The sequence below is a fragment of the Embleya hyalina genome (assembly GCF_003967355.1).
GTDB classification, from domain to species: Bacteria; Actinomycetota; Actinomycetes; order Streptomycetales; family Streptomycetaceae; genus Embleya; species Embleya hyalina.
This window is the reverse complement of record NZ_BIFH01000024.1, coordinates 286,670-309,024: the sequence shown is the minus strand read 5'-3', so window position 1 is coordinate 309,024 and position 22,355 is coordinate 286,670. Positions and strand designations below refer to the sequence as shown.

Below are 22,355 nucleotides of genomic sequence, written 5' to 3'. Positions count from 1 at the left end.
CGGCGGCCCACCCCACGACCCGGACCAGCCCCGCACCGGCCGGCCCCCCGCCACAAGCGCAACGCGCGCCGGAAGCACCCGGCCCACTCGGAAAGGCACCCCCGGGAACCCGACCCGACCGCCCTCCTCGTCCGCCGCTGCAGGTCGGTTTTTGCCGAGCAACACGCTCGCCTCGCCGAGAGCTTCAGGGCTCGAAGCCCCGCACGCCGCCCGCCGGCGGCCCACCCCACGACCCCGGCCGGCCCCGCACCGGCCACCCGCGACCAACCGCGCGACGCCCGCCGGAAACATGCCGACCCGCCCCATCCTTCGGGGGTAACCGGCCGCGTCGTTCGAAGGTTTCCGGGGTGTCCTTGGTCGGGTGAGGCGTAGACCAAGGCTGCCAACTGTGGACCGTTGGGCGCTGTGGGGGGCCGCCTGGGGTGGTCAGGCTGGGGGCATGATCAGTGTCGAGCAGTTGACCAAGCGCTACGGGGAGCACGTTGCCGTCGACGGGGTTTCCTTTCGGTGTGAGCCGGGGACCGTGACCGGGTTCCTGGGGCCCAACGGGGCGGGGAAGTCCACCACGATGCGGATGATCTGCGGGCTCACGCCGCCGAGCGCGGGCGGCGCGACCATCCAGGGGGTGCCGTATCGGCGGTTGGCCAATCCCGGACGCCACGTCGGCGTGTTGTTGGACGCCAGTGCCCAGCACGTGGGGCGCAGCGGGCGCGAGACGCTCTCCCTGTGCGCCCGCATCCTGGACGTGGACCAGGCCCGCGTCGGCGAACTGCTCGCCCTGGTGGGCCTGTCCGGGCCCGCGGCGCGGCGTCGGGTCGGCGGCTATTCGTTCGGGATGCGTCAGCGGCTGGGCGTCGCCCAGGCCCTGCTCGGCGACCCGGCGGTCCTGATCCTGGACGAGCCCACCAGCGGCCTGGACCCCGAGGGGGTCTTCCAGATGCGCACCCTCCTGCGCGACTTCGCCGACCGCGGCGGCACCGTCCTGCTGTCCTCGCACCAACTGCGCGAGATCGAGGCGGTGGCGGATCGCATCGTGATGATCGCCAAGGGCCGCGTCGTGGCCGACGGCACGAAGAGCGAACTCCTCACCGCCCCCGCCGGCACCCTGGTCGCCGCCCTCGACCCGGCCGCGCTGCACGCCGCGCTCACCACGGCCGGCCTGTCCCACCACCCGACCGACTCGGCCGGCACCTTCCTGGTCGACGCCTCGGCCGAAGCGGTCGGCCGGGCCGCCGCCGGTGCCGGGGTCGTACTGCGCGAACTGCGCCCCGCCGAACACGAAGGACTCGAGGAGATGTTCCTGAGCCGACTCGGCTCCTCCCCGCAGGAGGTCGGGTCGTGACCGTCGCCGCACCCGTTACCGTGACCATCGCCGCACCGACCCTCCTCCGACTGACCGAGGTCGAGTTGCGCAAGATGACCGACACCCGCGCGGGCCGTTGGCTGCTGGCCGTGGTCGCGTCGGCCGCCGTCGCCCTCGTCGTCGTGACCCTGACCGCCGCTCCCCGCGAGGACCGCACCTGGCCGTCGTTCCTCACCTCCTCCCAGGCCGGCGTGGCGGTGTTGTTCCCGGTGGTCGGGATCCTGGCGGTGACCGCCGAATGGTCCCAGCGCACGGCCCTGACCACCTTCGCCCTGGTCCCCGATCGCCGTCGCGTGCTCGGCGCGAAGGTCGCCGCGGGTGCGGTCCTGGCCCTGTTCGGTGTCGTGTTCGGGCTGCTGTGCGCCACGCTCGGTCGGGTGGTCGCGAGCCTCACCGACCGAGGCGCCGGAAACTGGTCCATCCCGGGCCCGATGCTCGCCTCGGTACTGCTCGCCGCGATCCTGAGCATCACCGTGGGCGTGGCGTTCGGCGTCCTGTTCCTGAACGCCCCGCTCGCGATCGTCGCCTTCTTCATGGTGCCGAGCGTGTTGGGGATCCTGGCCGGCCTCGTCTCCGCGATGGAGTCCGTCAATCGCTGGATCAACCCGGGCGCGGCCCTCGACCCGCTCTACGACACCGGCATCACCGGCACCGAATGGGCCAGACTGGCCACCACGATGACCATCTGGCTGCTGATCCCACTGGCCGTCGGCACGTGTCGCGTCATCCGTACCGAGGTGCACTGACCCGCCGGACGATCGACGGGCCCGCCGGGTGGGTGATCTCGCCGCCCGGCAGGCCCGTTATCAAGCCGCTTCTCCTCCGCCGCCGCCCCTACCGCGCCCCCGAGAACAACGACACGAACGCGTCCGAGGCCGCCGTCATCCCCTGCCCGAAGGGCGCGTCCAAGTCCCAGATCAGGAACAACAGGAACGCGATCAACGCACTGAACAACCCGGCAACGATCAACTCCGGTGCGGATCTGCGGATCTGCAGCGTGAAGATCATCCCGACGGTGACGACGGCGCCGGTGATCAGGCCGAACCACACCAGCCCCGGCATCGACGCGCCCGCCTGCCCGCCGCGCGCCTGCCGCGCGTCGTCCGCGATCGCGATCTGGTCCAGGATCGGCTGGTACATCTGCGTTTCCTGGTCGCCCTGCGGCGCATAGTCCGTCACCTCGTTGCGTACGGTCTCGAACAGCTTCGAAGCACGCGGGGACAACTCGCCGTGGTCGGCCATGTAGCCCCACTCGGTCTTGACCACGTACTTCACGTAGGCGTCGATGTCCGCTCGGATCTGATCGCGCACCTGCGGCGGATAGACCCGAACCCGCTCACTGACCTCGTGCAACGCCTGTGCCTCGTGCCGCACTTCGTCCTCGGCCGCGCTCCGCCCCTCCCACACGGCGGCGATCGCGAGGCCGAGCACGATCGCGTAGACGACGCCGATCATCATCGTCATGTATTCGAGCACGTCCGGCGTGGCCGACGGGTCGTCGTCGTCCGGCAACCGCCGCTGCTTGAGCACGACGACGGAGAGGACGACCGCACACACCGCGACCATCGCGAGTGCCAGTACAACCCAATGCGTCACGGATGACCTCCGGGGCAAAAAGGCAAAGGATCCAGGGAGTCGGAAACCGAGGAGGCGATTGACTCGGCGCCTCAGCCACGCCCGCCGCCACCACCGCCGCCCGATCCGCGCGCCCCCGCGCGGCCGCGCGGCTTGAGCGCGGCACCGGCCAGAATCGCGGGCGCGGTGATCAGCAACGTCGTGGTGACGAGCGAGTTCCCGCGCACCGGAGGCGGCGCCGGAGCCGGGCGGGCCACCGGCCGCCGCACCGCGATCGGTTGCAGCGGCGGCGGCGTCACCACCGGCGGCGTCGGCGGCGGAGTGGTCGGCGGTGGCGGTGGTGTCTTCCGCACCGGAGGCGGCGTCGCCTTGGGTACGACCACCGCGATCGGCGTCTCACGCACCATCGGCGGAGGTGGCGTGCTCCGGACCGGTGTCGGCTTCGTCGGAGGCGGCGTCGGAGGTGGTGTCGAAGGCGGCGTCGGCTTGGGCGTGGTGGGCCTGGGCGTCGTGGGCGTCGGAGACGGCTTGGGGCTGGACGTGGGCCGACAGGACCCGTTGCGCACCAAGCGGAAATCGACCGTGAGCCCGATCCCCCCGGTCGGCGGCCCGGTGGCCGGCGTCACGTCGACCCGAACGCTCGCCCCGGGCGACCCACCGATCGAAACGCACACATCCACGTGCGCGCCGGGCGTATGCCCACCGCCGGAACCCGACCCCGCCCACGCGACACTCGTCGGAGCGGCCAACAAGGCCCCCGCCCCGACCGCGCACCCCCACCGGCGCGCCCGACCCCATGCGCTCATGGCAGCGATCGTCTCGTCAAATCACCGGCTTTGGCCCGAATGGCCCTTCGATTCACTCGAACGGGTCACCGGCCGACCAAATACGCACAGCCACCCGAACATTACCCAACAACCGGTAGGTGGGAGATGAGCGGAACACGCGACGCCGGGCGCGGGACGGAAGGCGGGAGTCGGGACGCGCAGCGCGGGGCAGCGCGGGACGGGGCGCGCAGCGCGGGACGCGGCGCGGGAGTTGGGACGCAGCACGGAGCGGGAGACGCACAGCGGGGCGCGGAACGCGGGAATCGACGCAAGACGTGAGGCGGGACGCGGAGCGCGGCGGGGCGAGGCGCGGCGGGGCGAGGCGCGGCGGGGCGGGAGACGGGAGTCGGGATGCAGCGCGGGGCGGGGCGCGAAGCCGGACGCGGGACGGGAGGCGGGGCGCGGCGTCGGGGGTGGGACGTGGGGTGGCGTGGAAGTCGGGGTGTGGGATGGGGTGTGGGTGCTGTTGGTGGTGGGGTGGTTCGCTCAGTGTGTGCGTGTTCCCGCCAACCACGTGCCCCGCACCGCCACCTCCCGCAGGGTCATCGGATCCGCCTCACGTGGGTCCGCGCTCAGCCACACCACATCGGCCGCCGCGCCCACCACGAGGCCCCGCCGGTCGTCCGCGAACGCCTGATAGGCGACCCCGTCGGTGTACGCGTCCAGCGCCTGATCCACCGTCAACCGCTCGTGCGGTGCCCAGCCCTGCTCCGGCAGCCCCTCGAACGTCCGCCGGGTGACCGCGACTTGGATGCCCTCCATCGGCCGATGCGAACTCACCGGCCAGTCGCTGCCGAACGACACCGGCGCGCCCGAATCGAGCAGGCCGCGCATCGGGTATTGCCGTCCGGCCCGCTCGGCGCCCACGCGCGGAATCGACAACTCCAGTTGCAGCGCGTCGAGTTGGGCCCACAGCGGCTCGAAGTTGGCGATCACCCCGAGCCGGCCGAACCGGGCCAGGTCGGCCGGGTCGACGATCTGCACGTGTGCGATCACCGGCCGCCGGTCCCATTCCGGGTTGGCCGACGCGGCGGCCTCGATCGCGTCGAGGGCGGCGCGCACCCCCGCGTCGCCGATCGCGTGGATGTGTACCTGGAACCCGTCCGCGTCGAACGCGGTGACCGCCTCGGCCAACGCGGCCGGCGCCCACACCGGCATCCCGCAACTGTGCGGCGCGTCGCAGTACGGCGCCAACATCGCCGCCGTGCCGCCCTCGATCACCCCGTCCGCGAAGAACTTCACCGTCCGCGCGGACAACAGCGGCCCGCCCTCGGCCGTCACCGTCGCCCGCGTCGCGACGAACTCGGCCCGCTGCGCGCGCCAGCGGTCCGGATCGGCCCGGAACGCCAGGTTGGCCCGAAACGCCAACACCCCACGCCGCGCCGCCTCGACATAGGCGGGCACCATCTCCGGTTCCACCCAGGCGTCCTGAACCCACGTCAGCCCCGCACCCGCGTACGCCTCGCCGGCCACCCGCAGCGCGTCGACCAGTTCGTCCAGAGGACGGCCCGGCACCCGATCCAGCACCAGGTCGCAGGCGTGCCACTCGCGCAGCGTGCCCATCGGCGAGCCGTCCGGGCGCCGTACGATCCAGCCCAGTCGCGGCTCCGGCGTCGCGCTCCCGACGCCGGCCCGGCGCAGCGCCTCGGTGTTGCACCACACCGTGTGATAGTCGTACGCCCGCAACACCACCGGCCGGTCGGCCACCGCCGCGTCCAGCCAGCGGGCGTCGAACTCGCCGTCCGGAACCAGCGTCGGGTCGTAGCTGGCGCCGACGATCCACTCCTCGTCCGGGTGTTCGGCGGCCCAGCGCCCCACCTCGGCGGCGATCGCCTCGACATCGGTCAGCCCCTTGATCCGCGGCCCGAAGTGTTCGAGGCCGCCGAAGAGGGGGTGCGCGTGTCCGTCCCCGAAGGCCGGGAGCAGCAGGCCGTCGCCGAGGTCGACGACCTCGTCGGCGACGGACGCGAGGTCGAGCGCGTCCGCGCCCAGCGCGATGACCCGGCCGTCCCGCACCGCCAGCGCATCGGTGTCACCCGAGCCCGAACCCGAACCCGAGCCGGTGCCGGAACCGCTGCCGGAACCGGTGCCGACGCCCCCACCGGCGCCCGCGCCGATGCCCGCGCCGGTGCGGATGGTGCCGCGGAACAGGGTGGTGGTCATGGTGCTCGCTCCCAGGCGTTCGTACCGCTCGACACGACCCCTCGTCCGCGGTCTGCGCGAGCGGCCTGCGCAGTCGTGCGGCGACCCTGCGTGAGACCCGTACCGAACCCGCCCCCCGACTGAGCCGGACATATTAGGTCAGCCTAACCTGCTCCAGTGAACGTCCTCCCGACGCGGGGTCGAACAACGCGGCGCCGAGCCCTCCTGATGGTCTCGGTGCTGCTCGTGTTGGCCGCCGCGTGTCTGCTCAGCCTCGCCGTGGGCAGTCGCGGCATCGCCCCGAGCGTGGTGCTCGACGCGCTCGTGCACGGCGGCGACTCCACCGACGCCATCGTGGTGAACTCGATGCGGGTGCCGCGCACCGTCGTGGCGTTGCTCGTCGGCGCGTCCCTCGGCATCGCCGGGGCCTGCATGCAGGGGCTGACCCGCAATCCGATCGCCGAGCCCGGGATCCTGGGCATCAGCACCGGTGCCGCCGCCGGCGTGGTGACCGCGATCGCGGTGTTCGGGGTGAGCAGCCTGACCGGCTACGTGTGGTTCGGCTTCGCCGGTGCGCTGTGCACGGGGGTGCTGGTGTACGCGGTCGCGGCGCGGGGGCGCGGCGGTGCCACCCCGGTGAAGCTGGCGCTGTCCGGGCAGGCGCTGGCCGCCACGCTCGGCGCGGTGATCACCATGGTGCTGACCACCGATCAGGGCACCCTGGACCAGTACCGGTTCTGGCTGGTCGGCTCGCTGTCCGGACGCACCGACGAGGTGGCCTGGCAGATGTTGCCGTTCTTCGGCGTGGGCGTGCTCCTGGTGGCGGCCACCGCGCGCGGTCTGGACGCGCTCGCGCTCGGCGACGACGTGGCCAAGGGCCTGGGACACAAGGTGAACCGGATCCGGGTGATCGGCGGCCTCGGCGCGACCGTGCTGACCGGCGTCGCGGTGGCCGCGACCGGCCCGATCTCCTTCGTCGGCCTGGCCGTTCCGCACGCCGCCCGGGCCCTGGTGGGCACCGATCACCGATGGGTGCTGGCCATGTCCGCGCTGCTCGCGCCGATCCTGCTGCTGGTCGCGGACGTGCTGGGGCGGGTCCTGTTCCCGCCGGCCGAGGTCGAGGTGGGCGCGATGACCGCGCTGATCGGCGTGCCGATCCTGGTCGCGTTGGTGCGCCGCAAGCCGGTGGTGTCCGGATGAACCGGCCGAGCAACCCGGGCCACCCGAGCCGCGCGAGCCACCGCCCGTACGGTCACATCCTGGTCCGTCGCCCGAGCTTCTCGTTCCTGCTGCATCGCCGTTCCGTCGTGGTGACGAGCGTGGTGGCGGTGCTGCTCGCGGCCGCATTCCTGCTCGGCCTGTGTGTGGGCGAGCGCTTCATTCTTCCCGGCGACGTGCTCAAGGTGCTCGTCGGCGCCGACGACAGCTTCGTGGTCGAGACCTTGCGGCTGCCGCGCACCACCGTCGGGCTCCTGGTCGGGTTGTCCTTCGGCATCGCCGGCGCCCTGATCCAGACCGTGGCGCGCAATCCGCTGGCCAGTCCGGACGTGATCGGCGTCTCGCACGGGGCCGCCGCGGCCGTGGTGTTCGGCCTGGTCTTCGGCTACGGCGGGCCCACCGCGACCCCGCTCACCGCCGTGGCGGGCGGCACGATCGCCGCCTTCCTGGTGTACGTGCTGGCCTGGCGTCGCGGGCTGAACGCGCAGCGGTTCGTGCTGATCGGCGTGGGTGTCTCGGTGGCCCTGTACTCGGTCACCAACCTGCTGCTCACCAAGGCCGACATCGCCCTCGCCCAGCAGGCCAAGGTGTGGATGTCGGGCAGCCTGAACGGGCGCGGCTGGTCCCAGGGCGAGCCGCTGTTCTGGGTGTTGCTCGCGCTGACCCCGGCGATCGTGTGGGCCGCGCGGGCGGCCAGGTCGGCCGGGTTCGACGACGACACCGCGATCGCCCTCGGCATCCGGCTCGGCCGGATCCGACTCGGCCTGGTCGTGGTCGGCGTGTTGCTCGCGTCGGTGGCCACCGGCGCCGCCGGGCCGGTGGACTTCGTCGCCCTGGTGGCGCCGCAGGTGGCCCGCCGACTGACCCGGACCCCCCAGGTGCCGCTGGTGTGTTCGGCGCTGCTCGGCGCGCTGATCGTGGTGATCGCGGACATCGGCGCGCGGATGCTGATCTCCGACGCCGAGTTGCCGGTGGGCGTGCTCACCGCCGCGGTCGGCGGCCCGTACCTGCTGTGGATGTTGACCCGATCCCGTTCCGGAGGCGCCTCGTGACCACCCATCAGCTCGCCGCGCGGGAGCTCACCCTGGGCTACGAGGACCGGATCGTGGTCCGCGACCTGGATCTGGACGTGCCCGCGGGCAAGGTCACCGTGGTGGTGGGTCCGAACGCCTGTGGCAAATCCACCCTGTTGCGCTCGCTCGGTCGCCTGCTCAAGCCGGTCGGCGGCAGCGTGCTGCTCGACGGCGCGGCGCTTCGCGACCTGCCCACCCGGGAAATCGCCCGGCGGATCGGCGTGTTGCCGCAGAGCCCGGTGCCGCCGGAGGGGATCACCGTCGCCGACCTGGTCGCGCGCGGCCGGCAGCCGTACCAGCGCTGGTGGCAGCAGTGGTCGGACGAGGACGAGGACGTGGTGGCCGACGCGATGCGGCGCACCGACGTGGTCGAACTCGCCGACCGCTACGTGGACGAACTCTCCGGCGGGCAGCGCCAGCGGGTGTGGATCGCGATGGCGCTCGCCCAGGGCACCGGGATCCTGCTGCTCGACGAGCCGACCACGTTCCTCGACATCGCGCATCAGGTGGAGGTGCTCGACCTGGTCCGCGAGCTCAACGTCACGCGCGAGCGCACGGTGGTCGCCGTGCTGCACGACCTCAACCAGGCGTGCCGGTACGCGGATCACCTGATCGCGATGCGCTCCGGCGCGATCGTGGCGCAGGGCGCGCCGGGCGAGATCGTCACGGCCGATCTGGTCGGCGAGGTCTTCGGGCTCGACTGCGTGGTCATCCCGTGCCCGGTGACGGGTGCGCCGATGGTCGTTCCGGGGCAACCCCGAGAGATCGGGTAGCGAACGCGCTTCCCGTTCGGCCCGCCGGTCGTGCGCGATCACGGTCGCCGCCCGCCGGCGTCCTTCGAGGAGTCCCGATGAGATTCGCCTCCCTGTCCCGCGTGGCCGCGACCCTGGGCGTGGTCGCCGCGCTCGTCCTGACCGGGTGTTCCTCCGAGGGTGCCGACGGCGCCAGGGGCGCCGGGTCCGGTTCGGCCGACACCCGCGAGGTGCGCACCGCCAAGGGCGTGGTCAAGGTCCCCGTCGCGCCGAAGCGTGTGGTCACCCTCGACATGGGCGAGTTGGACACCGCGCTCACCCTGGGCGTCAAACCCGTGGGCTCGGTCGTGGGCAGTCCCGGCGCCGGGTTCCCGAGGTATCACGGCGACAAGACGGCGGGGATCAGGGAGGTCGGCGCGATCGGGGCGCCCAACCTGGAGGTGATCGAGTCGCTGAAGCCGGATCTGATCCTGGGCAACCTGGTCCGCGACGCCGATCGCCACGACGCGCTGAGCCGGATCGCTCCGGTGGTCTTCTCCGAGCAGGCCGGCACCCGGTGGCGGCAGAACTTCCTGCTCGACGCCGACGCGTTGAACAAGAAGGCCGAGGGCGACCGGGTGGTGGCCGCGTTCACCGCCCGGGCCAAGGCGTTCGGCGGCGCGCTGGGCGACCCGGGCGCCGTGCGGGTGAGCGTGTTGCGCTTCGTCGCGGGCCAGAACCGGCTGTACGGGAAGGCCACGTTCATCGGCGACATCCTGAGCGAGATCGGCCTCGGCCGTCCGACCGCGCAGAACGTCGACACGTTCATGGTCGAGGTGAGTGCCGAGCGGATCGAACAGGCGGACGGCGACGTGATCTTCGTGGCCACATACGGTCCGAAGGACAAGACCGATCACGACAAGGTCACCGGCGGCCCGCTGTGGAAGACGCTGAACGCGGTCAAGTCCGGTCGGGCGCACGAGGTGGACGACGAATACTGGATGGTCGGTACCGGTTACACGGCCGCCGACCATGTGCTGACCGATCTGGAACGCCTGCTGCCGAAGCGGGGTTGAGACCTCCGGGGCGGAGTTCTCGCCCCTCGGGGTACCGGAACGAAGCCCCTCGAACCGTCGCGAAATGTTTCACGGCCTCGTCGGGCGACAAACATCCAGTGTGCCCGCCCGTCCGCCGGGGGCCGGATTCGGCCACGCGTACGGGCGGTTTCGGCCGCGACGAACGGGGGGACCGTGTCGGGCGTCGACGATCGGCACGGGAGCGGCCCGTCGCCGGAGGCGGTGGGCAGCCACAACGAACTCGGCGGGACGGTACACGGACCCAGCGTGCAGGCGGGCACGGTACACGGGGGCATCCACGTCTCCATCGGCCCCGCCGACACCGCCGTGGTGCCGTGGCAACTGCCGCCGGCCCCACCGATGGTCGATCGGGTGCGCGAACTGGACGCGCTCGACCGGTTGTGCGCGAACGGGACGCGGCTGGTGCTGCTCGGCGGGCAGCCCGGAGTCGGCAAGACCACGCTCGCGCTGACCTGGCTGCGTCGGCCGCACGCCGCGTTTCCCGACGGCCGGCTGTACGCCGATCTGCGGGGGCACGGCGGCGAAGCCCCGGCCGTCCCGAGCGAGATCGTCGGCGGCTTCCTGCGCGGACTCGGGGTCCCGGCCGATCGGGTGCCGCGCGACCCGGCCGAACAACTCGGCCTGTACCGCTCGTTGACCGAGGGCCGCCGACTGGCCGTGCTGCTCGACGACGCGACGACCGCCGCCCAGGTCCGCCCGCTGCTGCCGGCCGGCGCCAACCTCACCGTGGTCACCAGCCGCGGCCGGTTGTCGGGGCTGCTGGTGAACGGCGGTGTGCCGGTGCCGCTGGAACCGCTCGACCACACCGCGGCGGTGCAGCTCCTGGCGGACACGATGAACGACGACCGGGTCCGGGAGCAACCGGCCGAGGCCGCCGAGTTGGTCGAGCTGTGTGCCCGACTCCCGCTCGCCGTACGGGTGGCCGCCGCCCGGCTGGCCTCGCGGCCGACCCGGCCGATCACCACGATGGTGCGCGCCCTGGCCGACGAGCGCGGGCGCCTGGACGCGTTGGCCCTGGACGGGGACCACACCGTCCGGGCCGCGTTGGACGTCTCGTACCGCGAGTTGCCGGCCGCGGCGGCGCGCCTGTATCGCGGACTCGGCGTGCACCCGGGCCCGGACTTCGGACCGGTGGTGGCAACGGCGGTGCTCGGGGGACGGACGGGGAACGGGCCGCCGGCCGTCCTGGAGGACCTGCTCGATCGCAATCTGCTCACCGAGACCGCCGACGAGCGTTACCGATTCCATGACCTGATCCGACTACACGCGGTGGACAAGATGTCCGAACGCTCGGACTCCGAACGCACAGACACCCTGCGCGCGATCCTGGACCACTACCTGGCCACGGCCACCCGGGCGGAGGAACTGCTCGAACCCCAACACCGGTCGTTGGCCCGGGACTACGAGGCCGCGGAGGTGCCCCGGGTGGACTTCGCCGACGGCCCGGAGGCGCTGGCCTGGCTGGAGCGGCAGCGGGTCACCCTCGTCGCCGCGATCCGCACCGCCGCCGCCGCCGAACTGCACACCGTCGTGTGGCAGTTGACCGACGCGCTGTGGCCGCTGTTCCTGCGCGGCAAGTACTTCGACGAGGCCCGCGCGGCGCACGAGTTGGGGTTGGACGCCGCCCGTGCCTGTGCCGATCCGGCGGCGGAATCTCGGATGTTGACCTCGGGCGGGTTGTGCGAGCTGGATTGTGGCGGCCATGCCCGGGCGTTGGAGATGTTCGCCGCCGCGACCGAGGTGTGCGCCGGGTCCGGCGACGCGGTGGGGGCGGCCAGGGCGCGCAACTACACCGGTCTGGCGCTGCTCGGCCTGGACCGCCTGGAGGAGGCCGACGCGGCGTTTCGCGAGGCCGAGGGCCGGTGTCTGGCCCTCGGCGACCCGCGACCCGCCGCGTTGGCGCGCTTCAATCGGGGGGATGTGGCGCTGCGCGCCGGCCGGGCCGCCGACACGATCGCCCATGCCGAGGCGGCACATGCCGGGCTGGAGCGGGTCCACGACACGTACAACGCCGCGCGGGCGCGGGCCCTGATCGGCCGAGGGCTGGTGGCCGACGGCCGACCCGATCGGGCGGAACCGCACCTGCTCGCCGCGCTCGGGGTGTTGCGCGGACACAACGCGAGCGTGGAGGTGGCGCACGTGCTCACCGCGCTCGGCGAGTCCGCCGAGCGGCGGGGACGTCCCCACGAGGCCCGGGACCGGTACGGCGAGGCGCTCGGCCTGCTGGACGCGGTGCGGGCCCCGGCGGCCGAGACGGTACGCGCGCGGTTGCGCGGCCTCGATCCGCCGGGGTGACGCTCCGGCTCAGCCCGGACCCGCCGCGCCGAGGACGGTCAACGCGTGCAGGATCGACGCGTAGCGCGGCCAGGACGGATCGGCGTCGCCGCGCCGCACCCGCCCCGGCGGCGCCGCACCGATCCGGACCAGGGCCAGGTTCGGCCCGCGAACGATCAGCGTGACCAAGGCGCCGGGGTGCACCGCCGCCAACTCCCGATCCCGCTCGCCCAGCCCCGCCCACGACGACCGCCCGCACTCGGCGACCACCAGCACATCGGCCAGTGCCGCACGGGGCGAGGGCAGTTCGACCCGCACGTGCTCGTCGACCACCGTGCTTCCGTCACCGCCACGCATCACCACGGTCACCGAAACCGCCCCGGCCCGGACCGACCGGGCCGAACCCGAGCCCCGACCCGGCCGGCACGAGGACGGGTCCGGGCCCCCGCCCGGCCCGCGCGGGCTCGGGCTTCGACCCCCGCCCGGCACGCACCCCGTCATCGCGGCGCCCCCGGCAGGTCGGCGATCCGCACCCTCGGGCGCGCGGCCGGGGCCTTGAGCTTGAGGTGACGGTAGATCAGGTGGCGCATGTTTCCCGCGAAGGAGCCGGGTTGGGAGGTGATCCGCGCGGCCACCCGGGCGTAGTCCGCGCGCCGGTGGTCCGCCGGGATCCGGGACAACTGGGCGAGCATCGAGCGCCGGTGGCGGATCCGCGGCGCGAAGCGCGCCAAGTCGCCCAGCGGGGAGGCCGGATCGATGTCCGCCTCCGGGTAGGTCGCCAGCGCCACCGGTGCGTCGGTGGCGGTGGCGTACAGGCTCAGCGAACCGTGATCACCGACCACGCAGTCCGCGGAGACCAGGACGCCCCGCCAGTCGTCCTCCGGCGGGATCAGCACCAGGCCCTCGCGCAACGCCTCGGCCAGCCAGGCCCGCACCTGCCACGCGCCGTGGCCGCTCCATACGTTCGGATGCATCAGCGCGGTCACCCGGTAGGCGTCCCGGGGCAGTTCGGTGGTCATCCGGTGCAGCAGCTCGGGCGTACGGCCGAGCAGCGAGTTGCCGCCCCACGTGGACGTGACCACGATGTGCCGCTGCCCGGGCGCGATCCGCAGCGCGTCGCGGTAGCGCGCCCGATGCGCCCGACTGGCCAGCAGGCAGTCGTAGTTGGGATCCCCCGCCACCACGGCCGCGCGCACCGCCTCGGGACAGGTCGTGCCGAGCCGGGCCAACTCCTCGGCGTGCGCGAGCAGGATGGTGGCCGGCACCAACCGGCCGTCCCGGATCAGATCCTGCGGGGCCAGTCCGTACGTACCCCGGGCGGCCACCATCCGTCCACCGCGCGGCGCGGGGACCAGCTTGTTGTGTCCCGCGCCGTGCGCCATCACGATCACGGGCGCGTCCAGTTCGGCCAGTCCCTCGTGCCCCGCGGCCAACGCGAGGTCGAAACGCACGTCCACGGCCCGCTGCCACGGCACCGTGGTGGCGCCGAGCCGGTCCAGGAACTCGGCGACTCCGGAGGTGAAGATCGTCGGTGCCATGGTGAAGAAGACCTGGACCCGCAGGTCTCCTTCGAGCAGACTGACCGCGTCGATCAGGCGTTGTCCCGATGTGACGTTGTGCACCACGACCAGAACCCCCCGCTCCGCCGATCGGGTCGTCCACCGCGCCGCGTCCGGTCGGACCGGTACGGGTCTGGGCTCGCTGCCGGACAGGATCGTCATTCGCGCCTCCATGAGCGTCGTCACCACCGGACGGGCCCCGTTCCCCCGTGGCCGGGCGGATCTGTGCGGATCTGTGGGGTCGAAACGGCCGTTGCCGCCGACAACCGGGACATCCCCGACCGGTGGGGTGAATTCCTTGCAGGTTGCCGGCAGTCACGTTGCATCACCCGAGCGCAACCGGAATGCGCGCTTGCGGAAGGGCGATTTCCGGACGGATCGCGGCCGTCGACTTCTGGTGGCCCTGTGGCAGGACGTGCCACAGTTGTCACACGACACCTCGGCACCGGGCGCGTTGGCCAGGAGGGACTGGGGCGGGGGGATAACGCGGTGCTATCGATCCGGGCACTGGGCCCGATGGAACTGTGGGTGGACGACGCTCGGCGGCCCCTGGGATCGATCAAGGAACGATGCGTATTGGCCGTGCTGTTGGGCGCGGAGGGCGCCGCGGTCTCCACCGACGCGATGATCGCCCGGGTGTGGGACGACGAGCCGCCGCCCACCTCCCTCGACACGCTGCGCACGTATGTGTCCCGGCTGCGCCGGCGTCTGCGCGACACCGGCCACGCGACCCGATTGTCCTCGGATTCCCGCACGTATCGGCTCCAGGTGGAGCCCGAGGAGGTCGACTTTCGCCGCTTTCGGCTGCTGCGCGAGCGGGCCAACGACACCGAGGATCCGGCGCTGGCCGCGGAGTTGTTGCGCGAGGCCGAACGCCTGTGGCGCGGCCAGCCGTTCGCCGGCCTGCCGGGGCTGTGGATCGAGACGATCCGGGGCGGCCTCGAGGAGCAGCGTCGACAGATCCGTGAGCGACGTGTTCACCTGGAGCTCGGGCTCGGTCGCCATGCCGAAGTGGTGGTCGAGTTACGGGACTTGGCCGCGCAGCATCCGGTCGCCGAGCCGGTGGTGGCCGATTTGATGCTCGCGCTGTACCGATGCGGGCGCTACGGGGAGGCGTTGGAGACCTACCGCCGGACCCGGGCCCGATTGAGCAACGAACTCGGGGCCGATCCGGGACCGGATCTGGAGCGGCTGCACACCCGGTTGTTGCGCCGGGATCCGGCACTGGCGATCCCCGCCCGCACGCCCGGTGGATCCGCGACGCGCGAGACCCTGTCCGAGCGACCGGATCCGAACGCGCCCGACACGCTGCTGCGCGACACCCGGCACTTCATCGGCCGCCGGGCCGAGTTGGCCCAGTTGTTGCGCGAGGACGAGGTGGGGACGGCGCTGCCGGTCACGGTGATCTCCGGCCTCGCCGGGGTGGGGAAGACCTGTCTGGCCATCCATGCCTCGCACCTGATGCGGGCGAACTACCCGGACGGGCGCCTGTATCTGCACCTGCACGCACACGACGCGCACGAATCGCCGATCGAACCGGCGGAGGCACTGGGCTCGTTGCTGGTCGAGATGGGTGTGCCGAGCTCGCAGCTGGCCGCCACCCCGGATCTGCGGGCGGCGCAGTGGCGCCGGACCATGGCCGATCGGCGGGCGCTGATCGTGCTCGACGACGTTCGCGACGCCGCGCAGGTACGGCTGTTGTTGCCGGGCAGTCCGCGCTGCCGGGTCCTGGTCACCAGTCGGCGCCGGCTCACCGATCTCGAAGGCGCGCGCTCGTTGTCCCTGCGGGTGCCGAACACCGCCGACGCGGCGGCCCTGTTCACCCGGATCGCCGAGGAATCCAGGGAGTTGGCCGACGCCGATCACGCACCGGTCACCGAGATCGTGAAGCGGTGCGGCAATCACCCGCTGGCCGTCCAGCTCACCGCGAATCGTTTTCGTCATCGCGCGGGGCGGGTCCGCGATCTGGCGGCCCGACTGGCCGAGTCGCCTCGCACATTGGATGTGATCGACGCGCCGCCGGGTATCTCGATGGCGTTCAATCTGTCCTACGCGGAACTGGGTTCGGTCGCGCGGCTCGTCTTCCGGCGCCTGGCCCTGCATCCGGGACCGGATGTCGGCCGGGCCGCGGCGGTGGCGATATGCGGTCTCGGCGCGAACGAAGTACGCCACGGAATCGACGAGTTGGTCGAGTCGCATCTGTTGGAGGAGCCGGCGCACGATCGATATCGCTTCCACGACCTCGTGCACGACTTCGCGCTGCACACGGCGCACCGCGAGGAGTCCGCGGCCGAGCGGGGGCAGGCGGTCACCCGGGTCCTCGATCTGTATCTGGATCTCGCCGATCGGGCGGACCGGCTGGCCTACCCGCACGGGCGGCGGTCGGGCCTGGTTCCGGCCCCCGCAGGGCGGGCGGAAGTCCCGTTCGGGACGCCCGAGGAGGCCGAGGAGTGGCTGGATCGGGAGCGGTTCAACCTGGTCGCGGCGGCGCGGCCGGTCGCGGGCGTGGCGTCCGAGCACGCACGGCACCTCGCCGAGGTGTTGGCTCGGTCGCTGCTGAAGTGGGGCTCGTGGGGCCTCGCGCGCGATCTGTACACCGCCGCCCTCGCCGATTGGCGCGCGGCCGGTCCGGGCGAGGCGCGGGCCGCGACGCACCTGTTGATCGAGCGGGCGTCGATCCAGTGGCGGTTGGGCGCGCACGAGGCCGCGTTCCTGGACGCGAGCGAGGCGCTCGCGCTCGCCGAGGGCGCGGAGGATCGGCGCGGTCAGGCCGAGGCGTTGGCCGAGATCGGCGCCACGCACCTGCGGGCGGGCCGTTTCCCGGCCGCCCAGGATCACCTGGATCGCGCCCTGGAGATGCATCGGGTGATCGACAGTCCGCATGGCCGGGCCGGAATTCTGCTGCACCTCGGTGTGCTCAACGGACATCTGCGGAAATATGAGCAGGCGACGGGTCTACTGCTCGCGGCGCGGGACATCCATGAGTGGCTGGGCGAGCGGCGCGAATTGGTGAAGGTACTCAACAATATCGGCGAGATCTTTCTTCTGCGGGATGATCCGGACAATGCGGAGCGGTATTACCTGGAATCTCTGGAAGTGGCCCGCCGGAGCAATGCGCGGGCCGAATACGCGATCCTCATGAACAATCTCGGCCAGGTGGAACTGGCGCGCGGGAATCCGCTCGCCGCGTTGCACCGTTACGCGCAGGCACTGCACGTCTACGGGCAGATCAGCGATTTGCGGTCCGAGGCCGACACCCGGATCAATGTCGGTCTCGCGCATCTGGCCATGCGCGACCCGAGCGAGGCGCTCGCGCACTTCGCCCGGGGGCGCCGGATCGCCGAGCGGATCGACGACCGGTTGCACCGGCAGCGGGCCGCCGCGGGTTTCGCGCAGGCGTACTTCGACCTGGGCGACGTGGTCGAGGCGCGGGCGCAGTACCGCACGAGCGCGGACCTGGCCCGCGGGATGGGCACGGCGTTGGAGGAGGCACGGGCGCTGGCCGGGCTGGCGCGCACGACCGAGGCGATCGACGGTGCGACCGCCGCCCGTGCGTACTGGTCGTCCGCGTTGGCGGGCTATCAGCGCCTGGGGGCGGCCGGTTCGTCCGCGTCGGCCGAGGCGGACGAGGTCAGGGCCGCCCTGCGGCGCATCGACGGTGACGGATGACGGGGGTGGTGCGAGGTCGTGGGTTCAGGCGAAGAGCAGGAGCAGGGTGGACGAATCCAGGTATTCGCCGGCGCCCATCATGAACGTGGCAAAGAAATCAAAAAACGACATGGTGCAGCCTTTCCGCAAAAGGTCGGGGCGGAAATCGCCGAATCGGCGACGGATCCGTAACCTATCGGCCCGGCCGCGATCTTCGCAGTCGATTGCCGCAGTCGAGGCGCATCTTCTTCGACACGTGTGCAGTGCCGGGGATCAGCGGACGGGTTTTGCCCGTTCCGCTCGCATTGCGCCGGTCGGACAGGAGGCGGACAATTCCGCCTCGGCCGACATTCGGGTAGCCGGCGGCATCCGGGATCCGGTGGCCAATTCCGCCAGCGCCTCGGGCGCTCCGCGCATGTTGCGCATACCGGGGAATGCGTTCACGTCGATGATCGAGGGAACGCCGTCGACCTCGAGGATGTCCACGCCGTAGACGTCGAGACCGAACGCCTCGCCCACCCGGCGGGCGAGCGCGGCCCAGCCGGTCGGCAGGTCCTGCGGGGCGATCGGCTTGGTCTCGGCGGGGCCGTCGAGCGCGGTGCGGCGCAGGCCCGCGAAGACGTGGCCGTCGACCACCCACAACTTGTGATCCCAGCCGCCGTTGTCGACGAACTCCTGCGCCACGATGGGCTCGTCCGGCCATTCCCGAGCCATCTCCCGCAGCGCCCGCGCGTCGTCGACGCGGGCCACCAGGTCGTCCCTGCGGCTGTGTCGGCTCTTCACCATCAGCGGAAACACCGGTCCGGTGCCGAGCAGTTCGGCGGGCGAGGCGAAGGCGGTGGTGTCCGGGAACGGCAGTCCGGCGGCCCAGGCGAGTTCGGCCATCCGGACCCGGTCCTGGCAGGCGCGGGTGGCCGCCGCCGAGTTGAGCACCCGGGCGCCGTGCCGCTCGGCCCGTTCGGCGAACGCGAGCGCCCGGGCGGTACGGGCCTTGAGCAGGTAGACGTCGGCGGTGATCGGGTGGTCGACGGTGACGGTGTCCGGGTCGATCGCGACGACCTCGTGACGCGGCGTCAACAGGGCGCGCGCGTCCGCGAGAAGCGGGTGGTCGGGGCGGTCGGTGACGAGGCAGATCCGCACGTGTGCACGCGCCCCGTCAGCCGACGTACGCGGCCGGCGCGGCGTCCACGATCGGGCTCGCGGCGGCGCGGGCGGGGGTGACCACGGACCTGGCGCGCAGCGGGGGACGCGCGGCGGCGACCAGGCCGGTGCCGTGGGCCGTACCGGCGCCCACGCCGGTGCCTCCGGCCGCGAGGTCGAGTACCGCGCGGGCGACTCGGGCGACGCCGTCGGGCACGCACCGGAAGCTGGGGAAGTCGTTGACGTCCACGACCATCGGACCGTCCGGCCCCTCGATGATGTCGACGCCGAACAGGTCGAGGCCGAAGGTGGCGCCGATTCGCTGCATCAGCGCGGCCGTTCCGGGCGGCAGCGGCACCCGGCTCTCCCGGATGGGCTGCTGCGGATGCAGCGGCGAGCGGCGCACGGTCGCGTGCAGCTCGCCGGCGACGGAGTACACCTTCAGGTCCTGCCCGGAATTGGGTACGTATTCCTGGGCCAACAGCGGCCCCTCGTCGACCAGTTCCGTCGCCAGGTCGGCCAGGTCCTCGGGGCCGGACACCAGGTGCACGGCCCGCCCGGAGCTGCCGTCGGCGGGCTTGACCACGAGCGGGTAGCGGTCGGCGGGGATCGCGCCGAGCAGGTCCGGGATCGCGGCGAACCAGGTGTCCGGCATGGGCAGCCCGTGTGCGCGCGCGATCACCGCGGCCACCGCCTTGTCCCGGACCGACCGGATCGAACGCGCGTCGTTGATCGTGGTGAGCCCGAGCGCCGCCGCGGCTTCGAGGAGGCCGAGGCCGGGGCCGCCGGAAACGGTCTTGAGCACCCACGCGTCGTGCGAACCGGCCCGGATCAGGTCGGACAGGTCGATCAACGAACTGCCGGGACGCACGATGTCGACGTGGTGCCCCCACGCGTCGAGCTGTCGGACCACGTCGAGCGGCATGCCGTCATGGCGGTAGTGCTCCTCGACCAGGAAGGCCAGTTTCATCGATTTCCCCCCGGGACGGCCGCCGTTCCCCCAGCCGGCAGAACTTTGACGGCACAGCATGCCACGCGTGCCGAGGACGACCGGCACACACCCCACCAAACGCCGCGCGCGACCACCATCATGGGCCATTTGGGGGACGATTCGTCATCGCCCCAGACTAGAGAGGAATCAAGCCCTCCGCTCGCCCCCCGGCATAGAGCAGGTCAAACCACACGACCGGAACACCCACCGCCCGATTCGCGCAGGAGAGCACCGCCGAAGCGGCCCGACCGCACGGACACGCTCATCACGAGCCGGTACGGCCGTCGAGCGGCCGGTCGAGGGCGTCACCGGACATACGCGAAGCCGAGCCGCGCGAGCCGAAGCCCCTACGTCGATCGGTCCGGCCGCCGGCGGGCGCCGTACGTCGTCGAAGGCGGGACGGGACACCGGGGGCACGGAAGCGGCGGGCACGGGAGCGGCGGGCGCGAGAGGCGCCGGGGCTCGGGGGTGCATCGGGGCCGGCGGTATCCGTGGCCGCGACGGTCACGCGGGACGCACGGGTGTGGGCGCCGCCGCGCGGGCGCCCGTCGATGGGGTGTGGTGATCGCGACGGTCGTGATCACCACACCCGGCGGCCCTCGCCGAGTCGGCATCGGGATCAATAGGGCATCGGGCGCCCGGATGGTGTGCGCAGATCCGCCGGCGGCTGCGGCCGCGGGGAAACGGGGCGTTTGACGATCCTGATCCGTGTCATGGCCGCGTCCTCCTGGTCGTTCCCGGTCCGGCGCAGAGGCCGCGGTGTCGCGACGCGCGCCACCTGCTCTTTCGATACCCACCCGGACGCCCCGAACCCTTCGCCGACGGCGAACAACCCGTCACTTTGCCCACCGCGACCCCAATTCCCCGGCCCGGAGCGTGAAATCGGGTCGTCGAACCGGGCCGGCGGCACGCTCCAGCCGGCCGATCCGGAGAACTCGGCCGCGAAGGACGGAAGTTCGTGGCGCTCCGACGGGTGGTGAGCAGCGTACGACCCCGATCCGACCCGGTGGGCGCGGCGATGGATATAGTGAGTTTGAGTTTCCAACTCACTTATCGGGAGGTGCCGGTATGGAGCAGGCAGGGACGGCGCAGGCGCAGGCGGCCCCCTCGTCGGTGCGCGAGTTCACCGTGGACCGGTCGTGGTGGTCGTGGGAAGGCGCGCACGGCGGAAGCCTGGTGGCGCTCGCACTGGAGGCGATGCGGGACGACGTGGTCGCGCGGTCGGGCGCGGATCGCTCGGTGCGGACGATCAACGCGCACTTCCTCAGGCCGGTGGACGAGCGTCCGTTCCGGCTGACCGGCACGGTGGAGCATGCCGGGCGGGGCAGTTCGGTCGCCTCGTTCCGCGCCGCGCAGGAGGGTGCCCCGGTGCTGTTCGGCTCGGCCGTCTTCGGCGCCGGGCGGCCCGGGCCGAACGAGGACGGCTCCCCCGCGCCCACCGTGCCGCCGCCGGACCACTGCGACCCGCTCGATCTGCCGGCCGGCCCGGTCGCGTTCGGGGATCACCTGGAGATCCGCCCGGCCGGGCCGAACCTCCCGCTGTCCGGCGCCGCCGACCCGGAGTTGGTGGCGTGGATCCGGTTCGCCGACCGGCGCGCACCGGACGCGGCGGCCGTGGTGATCCTGGCGGACGCCCTGCCGCCCGCGCTGTTCGCCAAGTGGACCCGGCCCAGGCCGGCTCCCTCGGCCGAGTTGACGGTGCACTTCGGCAACGCGTCGGACGACGGCCCGGTATCCGACTGGGCGCTGGTCCGGATGCGTACCGAGCACGCCGGCAACGGCTGGGCCCTGGACGACAGCGCGGTGTGGACGGCGGACGGGCGCCTGCTGGCGCTGGGCCGCCAGGCCCGCCGGGTCCTGGCCGATCGGGGCGCGCCGGATCCCGCCGACGGGCGCGACCGGGCGCCGCGGTCCCGTTGAACGCCGAGATCCCGCCGGCCCGTTCGGGGCAGGCGGGATCTCGGCGGGTCGGACGCGCGTACGGTCAGCCTCGCGGCACGTTGCGCTGCGCGGTCTCGACGACGCCGGTGACGTGGGCCGGGGTCATCTGGAGCAGCCCGCCGACCTGGTCGAGCAGGGCCCGCTCGGCGGAGCCGATGCCGCCGTCGGCCGCGGCGATCATGGCCGCCCGGGAGAGCAGCCATTCCCGGCCCTGCGGCTGGAGTTGGTCGCCGAGCGGGACCAGGATCGGCGGCAGGTCGACCGGTGCGCCGGCCAGGTCCGCGTCCAGTTGGGCCACCGTGTACCCGGCCACGCCCGCCTCGGCCACGGCACCCGCGGCCGCGGTGCGGGCCGCGGTGGACGGCAGGCCCGTCACCCGCACCACGGCAACCGCCAACGCCCGCATGCCCTGCGCGAGTTGCGCGGAGATCTGGGCGCTGGTCGCGCCCTGCAGCACGGTGTCGTGGAAGGTGCCGCCGCACGTCGCGCACTCGACGTGGGTGCCCTGCTGCTTGTACGGGAAGATCGGAATGAAGAACAGCGTGAACCAGCGGCGGGCCTGCTTGAGGTGATACTGCCGATCACCTCCGCACTGCGGGCAGTGGAAGACGCCCCCCGAAAGTGTTCTGAATATGGTCTTGAAACCCCAGATGAGCATGTTCTCGATTCCCCGTCGTCGCGTTGGCCGGCACGATGCTCCCACACCGCCACGACAGGTCTCCGACGGGTATACGAGCGCGCCGGACCGGCCCGCGAGGACCGAACGCGCACTCGCG

Annotated in this window: 17 protein-coding genes; 10 read left to right on the top strand and 7 right to left on the bottom strand. The window is 72.5% G+C overall.

Features of this window, described 5'->3' with window-relative positions:
* Positions 1–439: 439 nt before the first annotated feature.
* On the top strand, positions 440–1,342 hold the full coding sequence (locus tag EMA17_RS26385) for an ABC transporter ATP-binding protein (RefSeq protein WP_126639605.1): 903 nt from the start codon (positions 440–442) through the stop codon (positions 1,340–1,342).
* Complete coding sequence (locus EMA17_RS26380) at positions 1,339–2,109, top strand: ABC transporter permease (RefSeq protein WP_246126900.1); 771 nt, start codon at positions 1,339–1,341, stop codon at positions 2,107–2,109. The genes EMA17_RS26385 and EMA17_RS26380 overlap by 4 nt, the downstream gene beginning before the upstream one ends.
* A gap of 88 nt (positions 2,110–2,197) precedes the next feature.
* Here the strand turns inward: EMA17_RS26380 and EMA17_RS26375 are convergent, their stop codons facing one another.
* Positions 2,198–2,959, bottom strand: coding sequence for a bestrophin-like domain (locus EMA17_RS26375; RefSeq protein ID WP_126639604.1), 762 nt, complete (start codon positions 2,957–2,959; stop codon positions 2,198–2,200).
* A 165-nt stretch (positions 2,960–3,124) separates the two neighbouring features.
* On the opposite strand from EMA17_RS26375, the gene EMA17_RS26370 reads away from it, so the two are divergent.
* Positions 3,125–3,874 carry a hypothetical protein gene (locus tag EMA17_RS26370; protein ID WP_126639603.1) on the top strand — a complete coding sequence of 250 codons (750 nt, stop codon included), beginning with the start codon at positions 3,125–3,127 and terminating at the stop codon, positions 3,872–3,874.
* Between the two features lie 377 nt (positions 3,875–4,251).
* Here EMA17_RS26370 and EMA17_RS26365 read toward each other — a convergent pair whose 3' ends face one another.
* Complete coding sequence (locus EMA17_RS26365) at positions 4,252–5,928, bottom strand: amidohydrolase (protein WP_126639602.1); 1,677 nt, start codon at positions 5,926–5,928, stop codon at positions 4,252–4,254.
* 207 nt (positions 5,929–6,135) lie between these two features.
* Here EMA17_RS26365 and EMA17_RS26360 point away from each other — a divergent pair, with 207 nt between their 5' ends.
* The 5 genes from EMA17_RS26360 to EMA17_RS26340 all read left to right on the top strand — a co-directional run bounded on the left by EMA17_RS26360 (position 6,136) and on the right by EMA17_RS26340 (position 12,321).
* Positions 6,136–7,107, top strand: coding sequence for a FecCD family ABC transporter permease (locus tag EMA17_RS26360; protein ID WP_126639635.1), 972 nt, complete (start codon positions 6,136–6,138; stop codon positions 7,105–7,107).
* Entirely contained in the window at positions 7,104–8,177 is a 1,074-nt protein-coding gene (locus EMA17_RS26355) for a FecCD family ABC transporter permease (RefSeq protein WP_126639601.1), read from the top strand. Before EMA17_RS26360 ends, EMA17_RS26355 begins: the two co-directional genes overlap by 4 nt.
* A complete protein-coding gene (locus tag EMA17_RS26350) occupies positions 8,174–8,971 on the top strand; it encodes an ABC transporter ATP-binding protein (protein ID WP_126639600.1) in 798 nt (265 codons plus the stop codon). Before EMA17_RS26355 ends, EMA17_RS26350 begins: the two co-directional genes overlap by 4 nt.
* A gap of 77 nt (positions 8,972–9,048) precedes the next feature.
* Complete coding sequence (locus EMA17_RS26345) at positions 9,049–10,005, top strand: ABC transporter substrate-binding protein (RefSeq protein WP_126639599.1); 957 nt, start codon at positions 9,049–9,051, stop codon at positions 10,003–10,005.
* A gap of 174 nt (positions 10,006–10,179) precedes the next feature.
* On the top strand, positions 10,180–12,321 hold the full coding sequence (locus EMA17_RS26340) for an ATP-binding protein (RefSeq protein ID WP_246126899.1): 2,142 nt from the start codon (positions 10,180–10,182) through the stop codon (positions 12,319–12,321).
* A 9-nt stretch (positions 12,322–12,330) separates the two neighbouring features.
* Here the strand turns inward: EMA17_RS26340 and EMA17_RS26335 are convergent, their stop codons facing one another.
* Both EMA17_RS26335 and EMA17_RS26330 read right to left on the bottom strand, forming a co-directional pair.
* The gene (locus EMA17_RS26335) at positions 12,331–12,633 is read right to left on the bottom strand and encodes a hypothetical protein (RefSeq protein WP_126639598.1); all 303 of its coding nucleotides are present in this window, start codon (positions 12,631–12,633) and stop codon (positions 12,331–12,333) included.
* Positions 12,634–12,797: 164 nt separating this feature from the next.
* On the bottom strand, positions 12,798–14,021 hold the full coding sequence (locus EMA17_RS26330) for a hypothetical protein (RefSeq protein ID WP_126639597.1): 1,224 nt from the start codon (positions 14,019–14,021) through the stop codon (positions 12,798–12,800).
* Positions 14,022–14,375: 354 nt separating this feature from the next.
* On the opposite strand from EMA17_RS26330, the gene EMA17_RS26325 reads away from it, so the two are divergent.
* Positions 14,376–17,528 (top strand): AfsR/SARP family transcriptional regulator, encoded by a 3,153-nt coding sequence (locus tag EMA17_RS26325; protein WP_126639596.1) that lies wholly within the window; start codon positions 14,376–14,378, stop codon positions 17,526–17,528.
* 252 nt (positions 17,529–17,780) lie between these two features.
* Here the strand turns inward: EMA17_RS26325 and EMA17_RS26320 are convergent, their stop codons facing one another.
* On the bottom strand, positions 17,781–18,647 hold the full coding sequence (locus tag EMA17_RS26320) for an ATP-grasp domain-containing protein (protein ID WP_246126898.1): 867 nt from the start codon (positions 18,645–18,647) through the stop codon (positions 17,781–17,783).
* A 16-nt stretch (positions 18,648–18,663) separates the two neighbouring features.
* Complete coding sequence (locus tag EMA17_RS26315; RefSeq protein WP_170222245.1) at positions 18,664–19,617, bottom strand: ATP-grasp domain-containing protein; 954 nt, start codon at positions 19,615–19,617, stop codon at positions 18,664–18,666.
* 1,089 nt (positions 19,618–20,706) lie between these two features.
* Between EMA17_RS26315 and EMA17_RS26310 the strand changes: the two genes are divergently transcribed.
* A complete protein-coding gene (locus tag EMA17_RS26310) occupies positions 20,707–21,558 on the top strand; it encodes an acyl-CoA thioesterase (protein WP_126639595.1) in 852 nt (283 codons plus the stop codon).
* A 64-nt stretch (positions 21,559–21,622) separates the two neighbouring features.
* Here the strand turns inward: EMA17_RS26310 and EMA17_RS26305 are convergent, their stop codons facing one another.
* Positions 21,623–22,237 (bottom strand): zinc ribbon domain-containing protein, encoded by a 615-nt coding sequence (locus tag EMA17_RS26305; RefSeq protein WP_126639594.1) that lies wholly within the window; start codon positions 22,235–22,237, stop codon positions 21,623–21,625.
* Positions 22,238–22,355 lie beyond the last annotated feature (118 nt).

Excerpts from the sequence above, each read along its gene's own strand:
- EMA17_RS26325 (WP_126639596.1), top strand. The coding sequence starts at position 14,376 with ATGGAACTGTGGGTGGACGACGCTCGGCGGCCCCTGGGATCGATCAAG.
- EMA17_RS26310 (WP_126639595.1), top strand. The coding sequence starts at position 20,707 with ATGGAGCAGGCAGGGACGGCGCAGGCGCAGGCGGCCCCCTCGTCGGTG.
- EMA17_RS26360 (WP_126639635.1), top strand. The coding sequence starts at position 6,136 with ATGGTCTCGGTGCTGCTCGTGTTGGCCGCCGCGTGTCTGCTCAGCCTC.
- EMA17_RS26305 (WP_126639594.1), bottom strand. The coding sequence starts at position 22,237 with ATGCTCATCTGGGGTTTCAAGACCATATTCAGAACACTTTCGGGGGGC.
- EMA17_RS26315 (WP_170222245.1), bottom strand. The coding sequence starts at position 19,617 with ATGAAACTGGCCTTCCTGGTCGAGGAGCACTACCGCCATGACGGCATG.
- EMA17_RS26345 (WP_126639599.1), top strand. The coding sequence starts at position 9,049 with ATGAGATTCGCCTCCCTGTCCCGCGTGGCCGCGACCCTGGGCGTGGTC.
- EMA17_RS26365 (WP_126639602.1), bottom strand. The coding sequence starts at position 5,928 with ATGACCACCACCCTGTTCCGCGGCACCATCCGCACCGGCGCGGGCATC.
- EMA17_RS26355 (WP_126639601.1), top strand. The coding sequence starts at position 7,104 with ATGAACCGGCCGAGCAACCCGGGCCACCCGAGCCGCGCGAGCCACCGC.
- EMA17_RS26385 (WP_126639605.1), top strand. The coding sequence starts at position 440 with ATGATCAGTGTCGAGCAGTTGACCAAGCGCTACGGGGAGCACGTTGCC.
- EMA17_RS26330 (WP_126639597.1), bottom strand. The coding sequence starts at position 14,021 with ATGACGATCCTGTCCGGCAGCGAGCCCAGACCCGTACCGGTCCGACCG.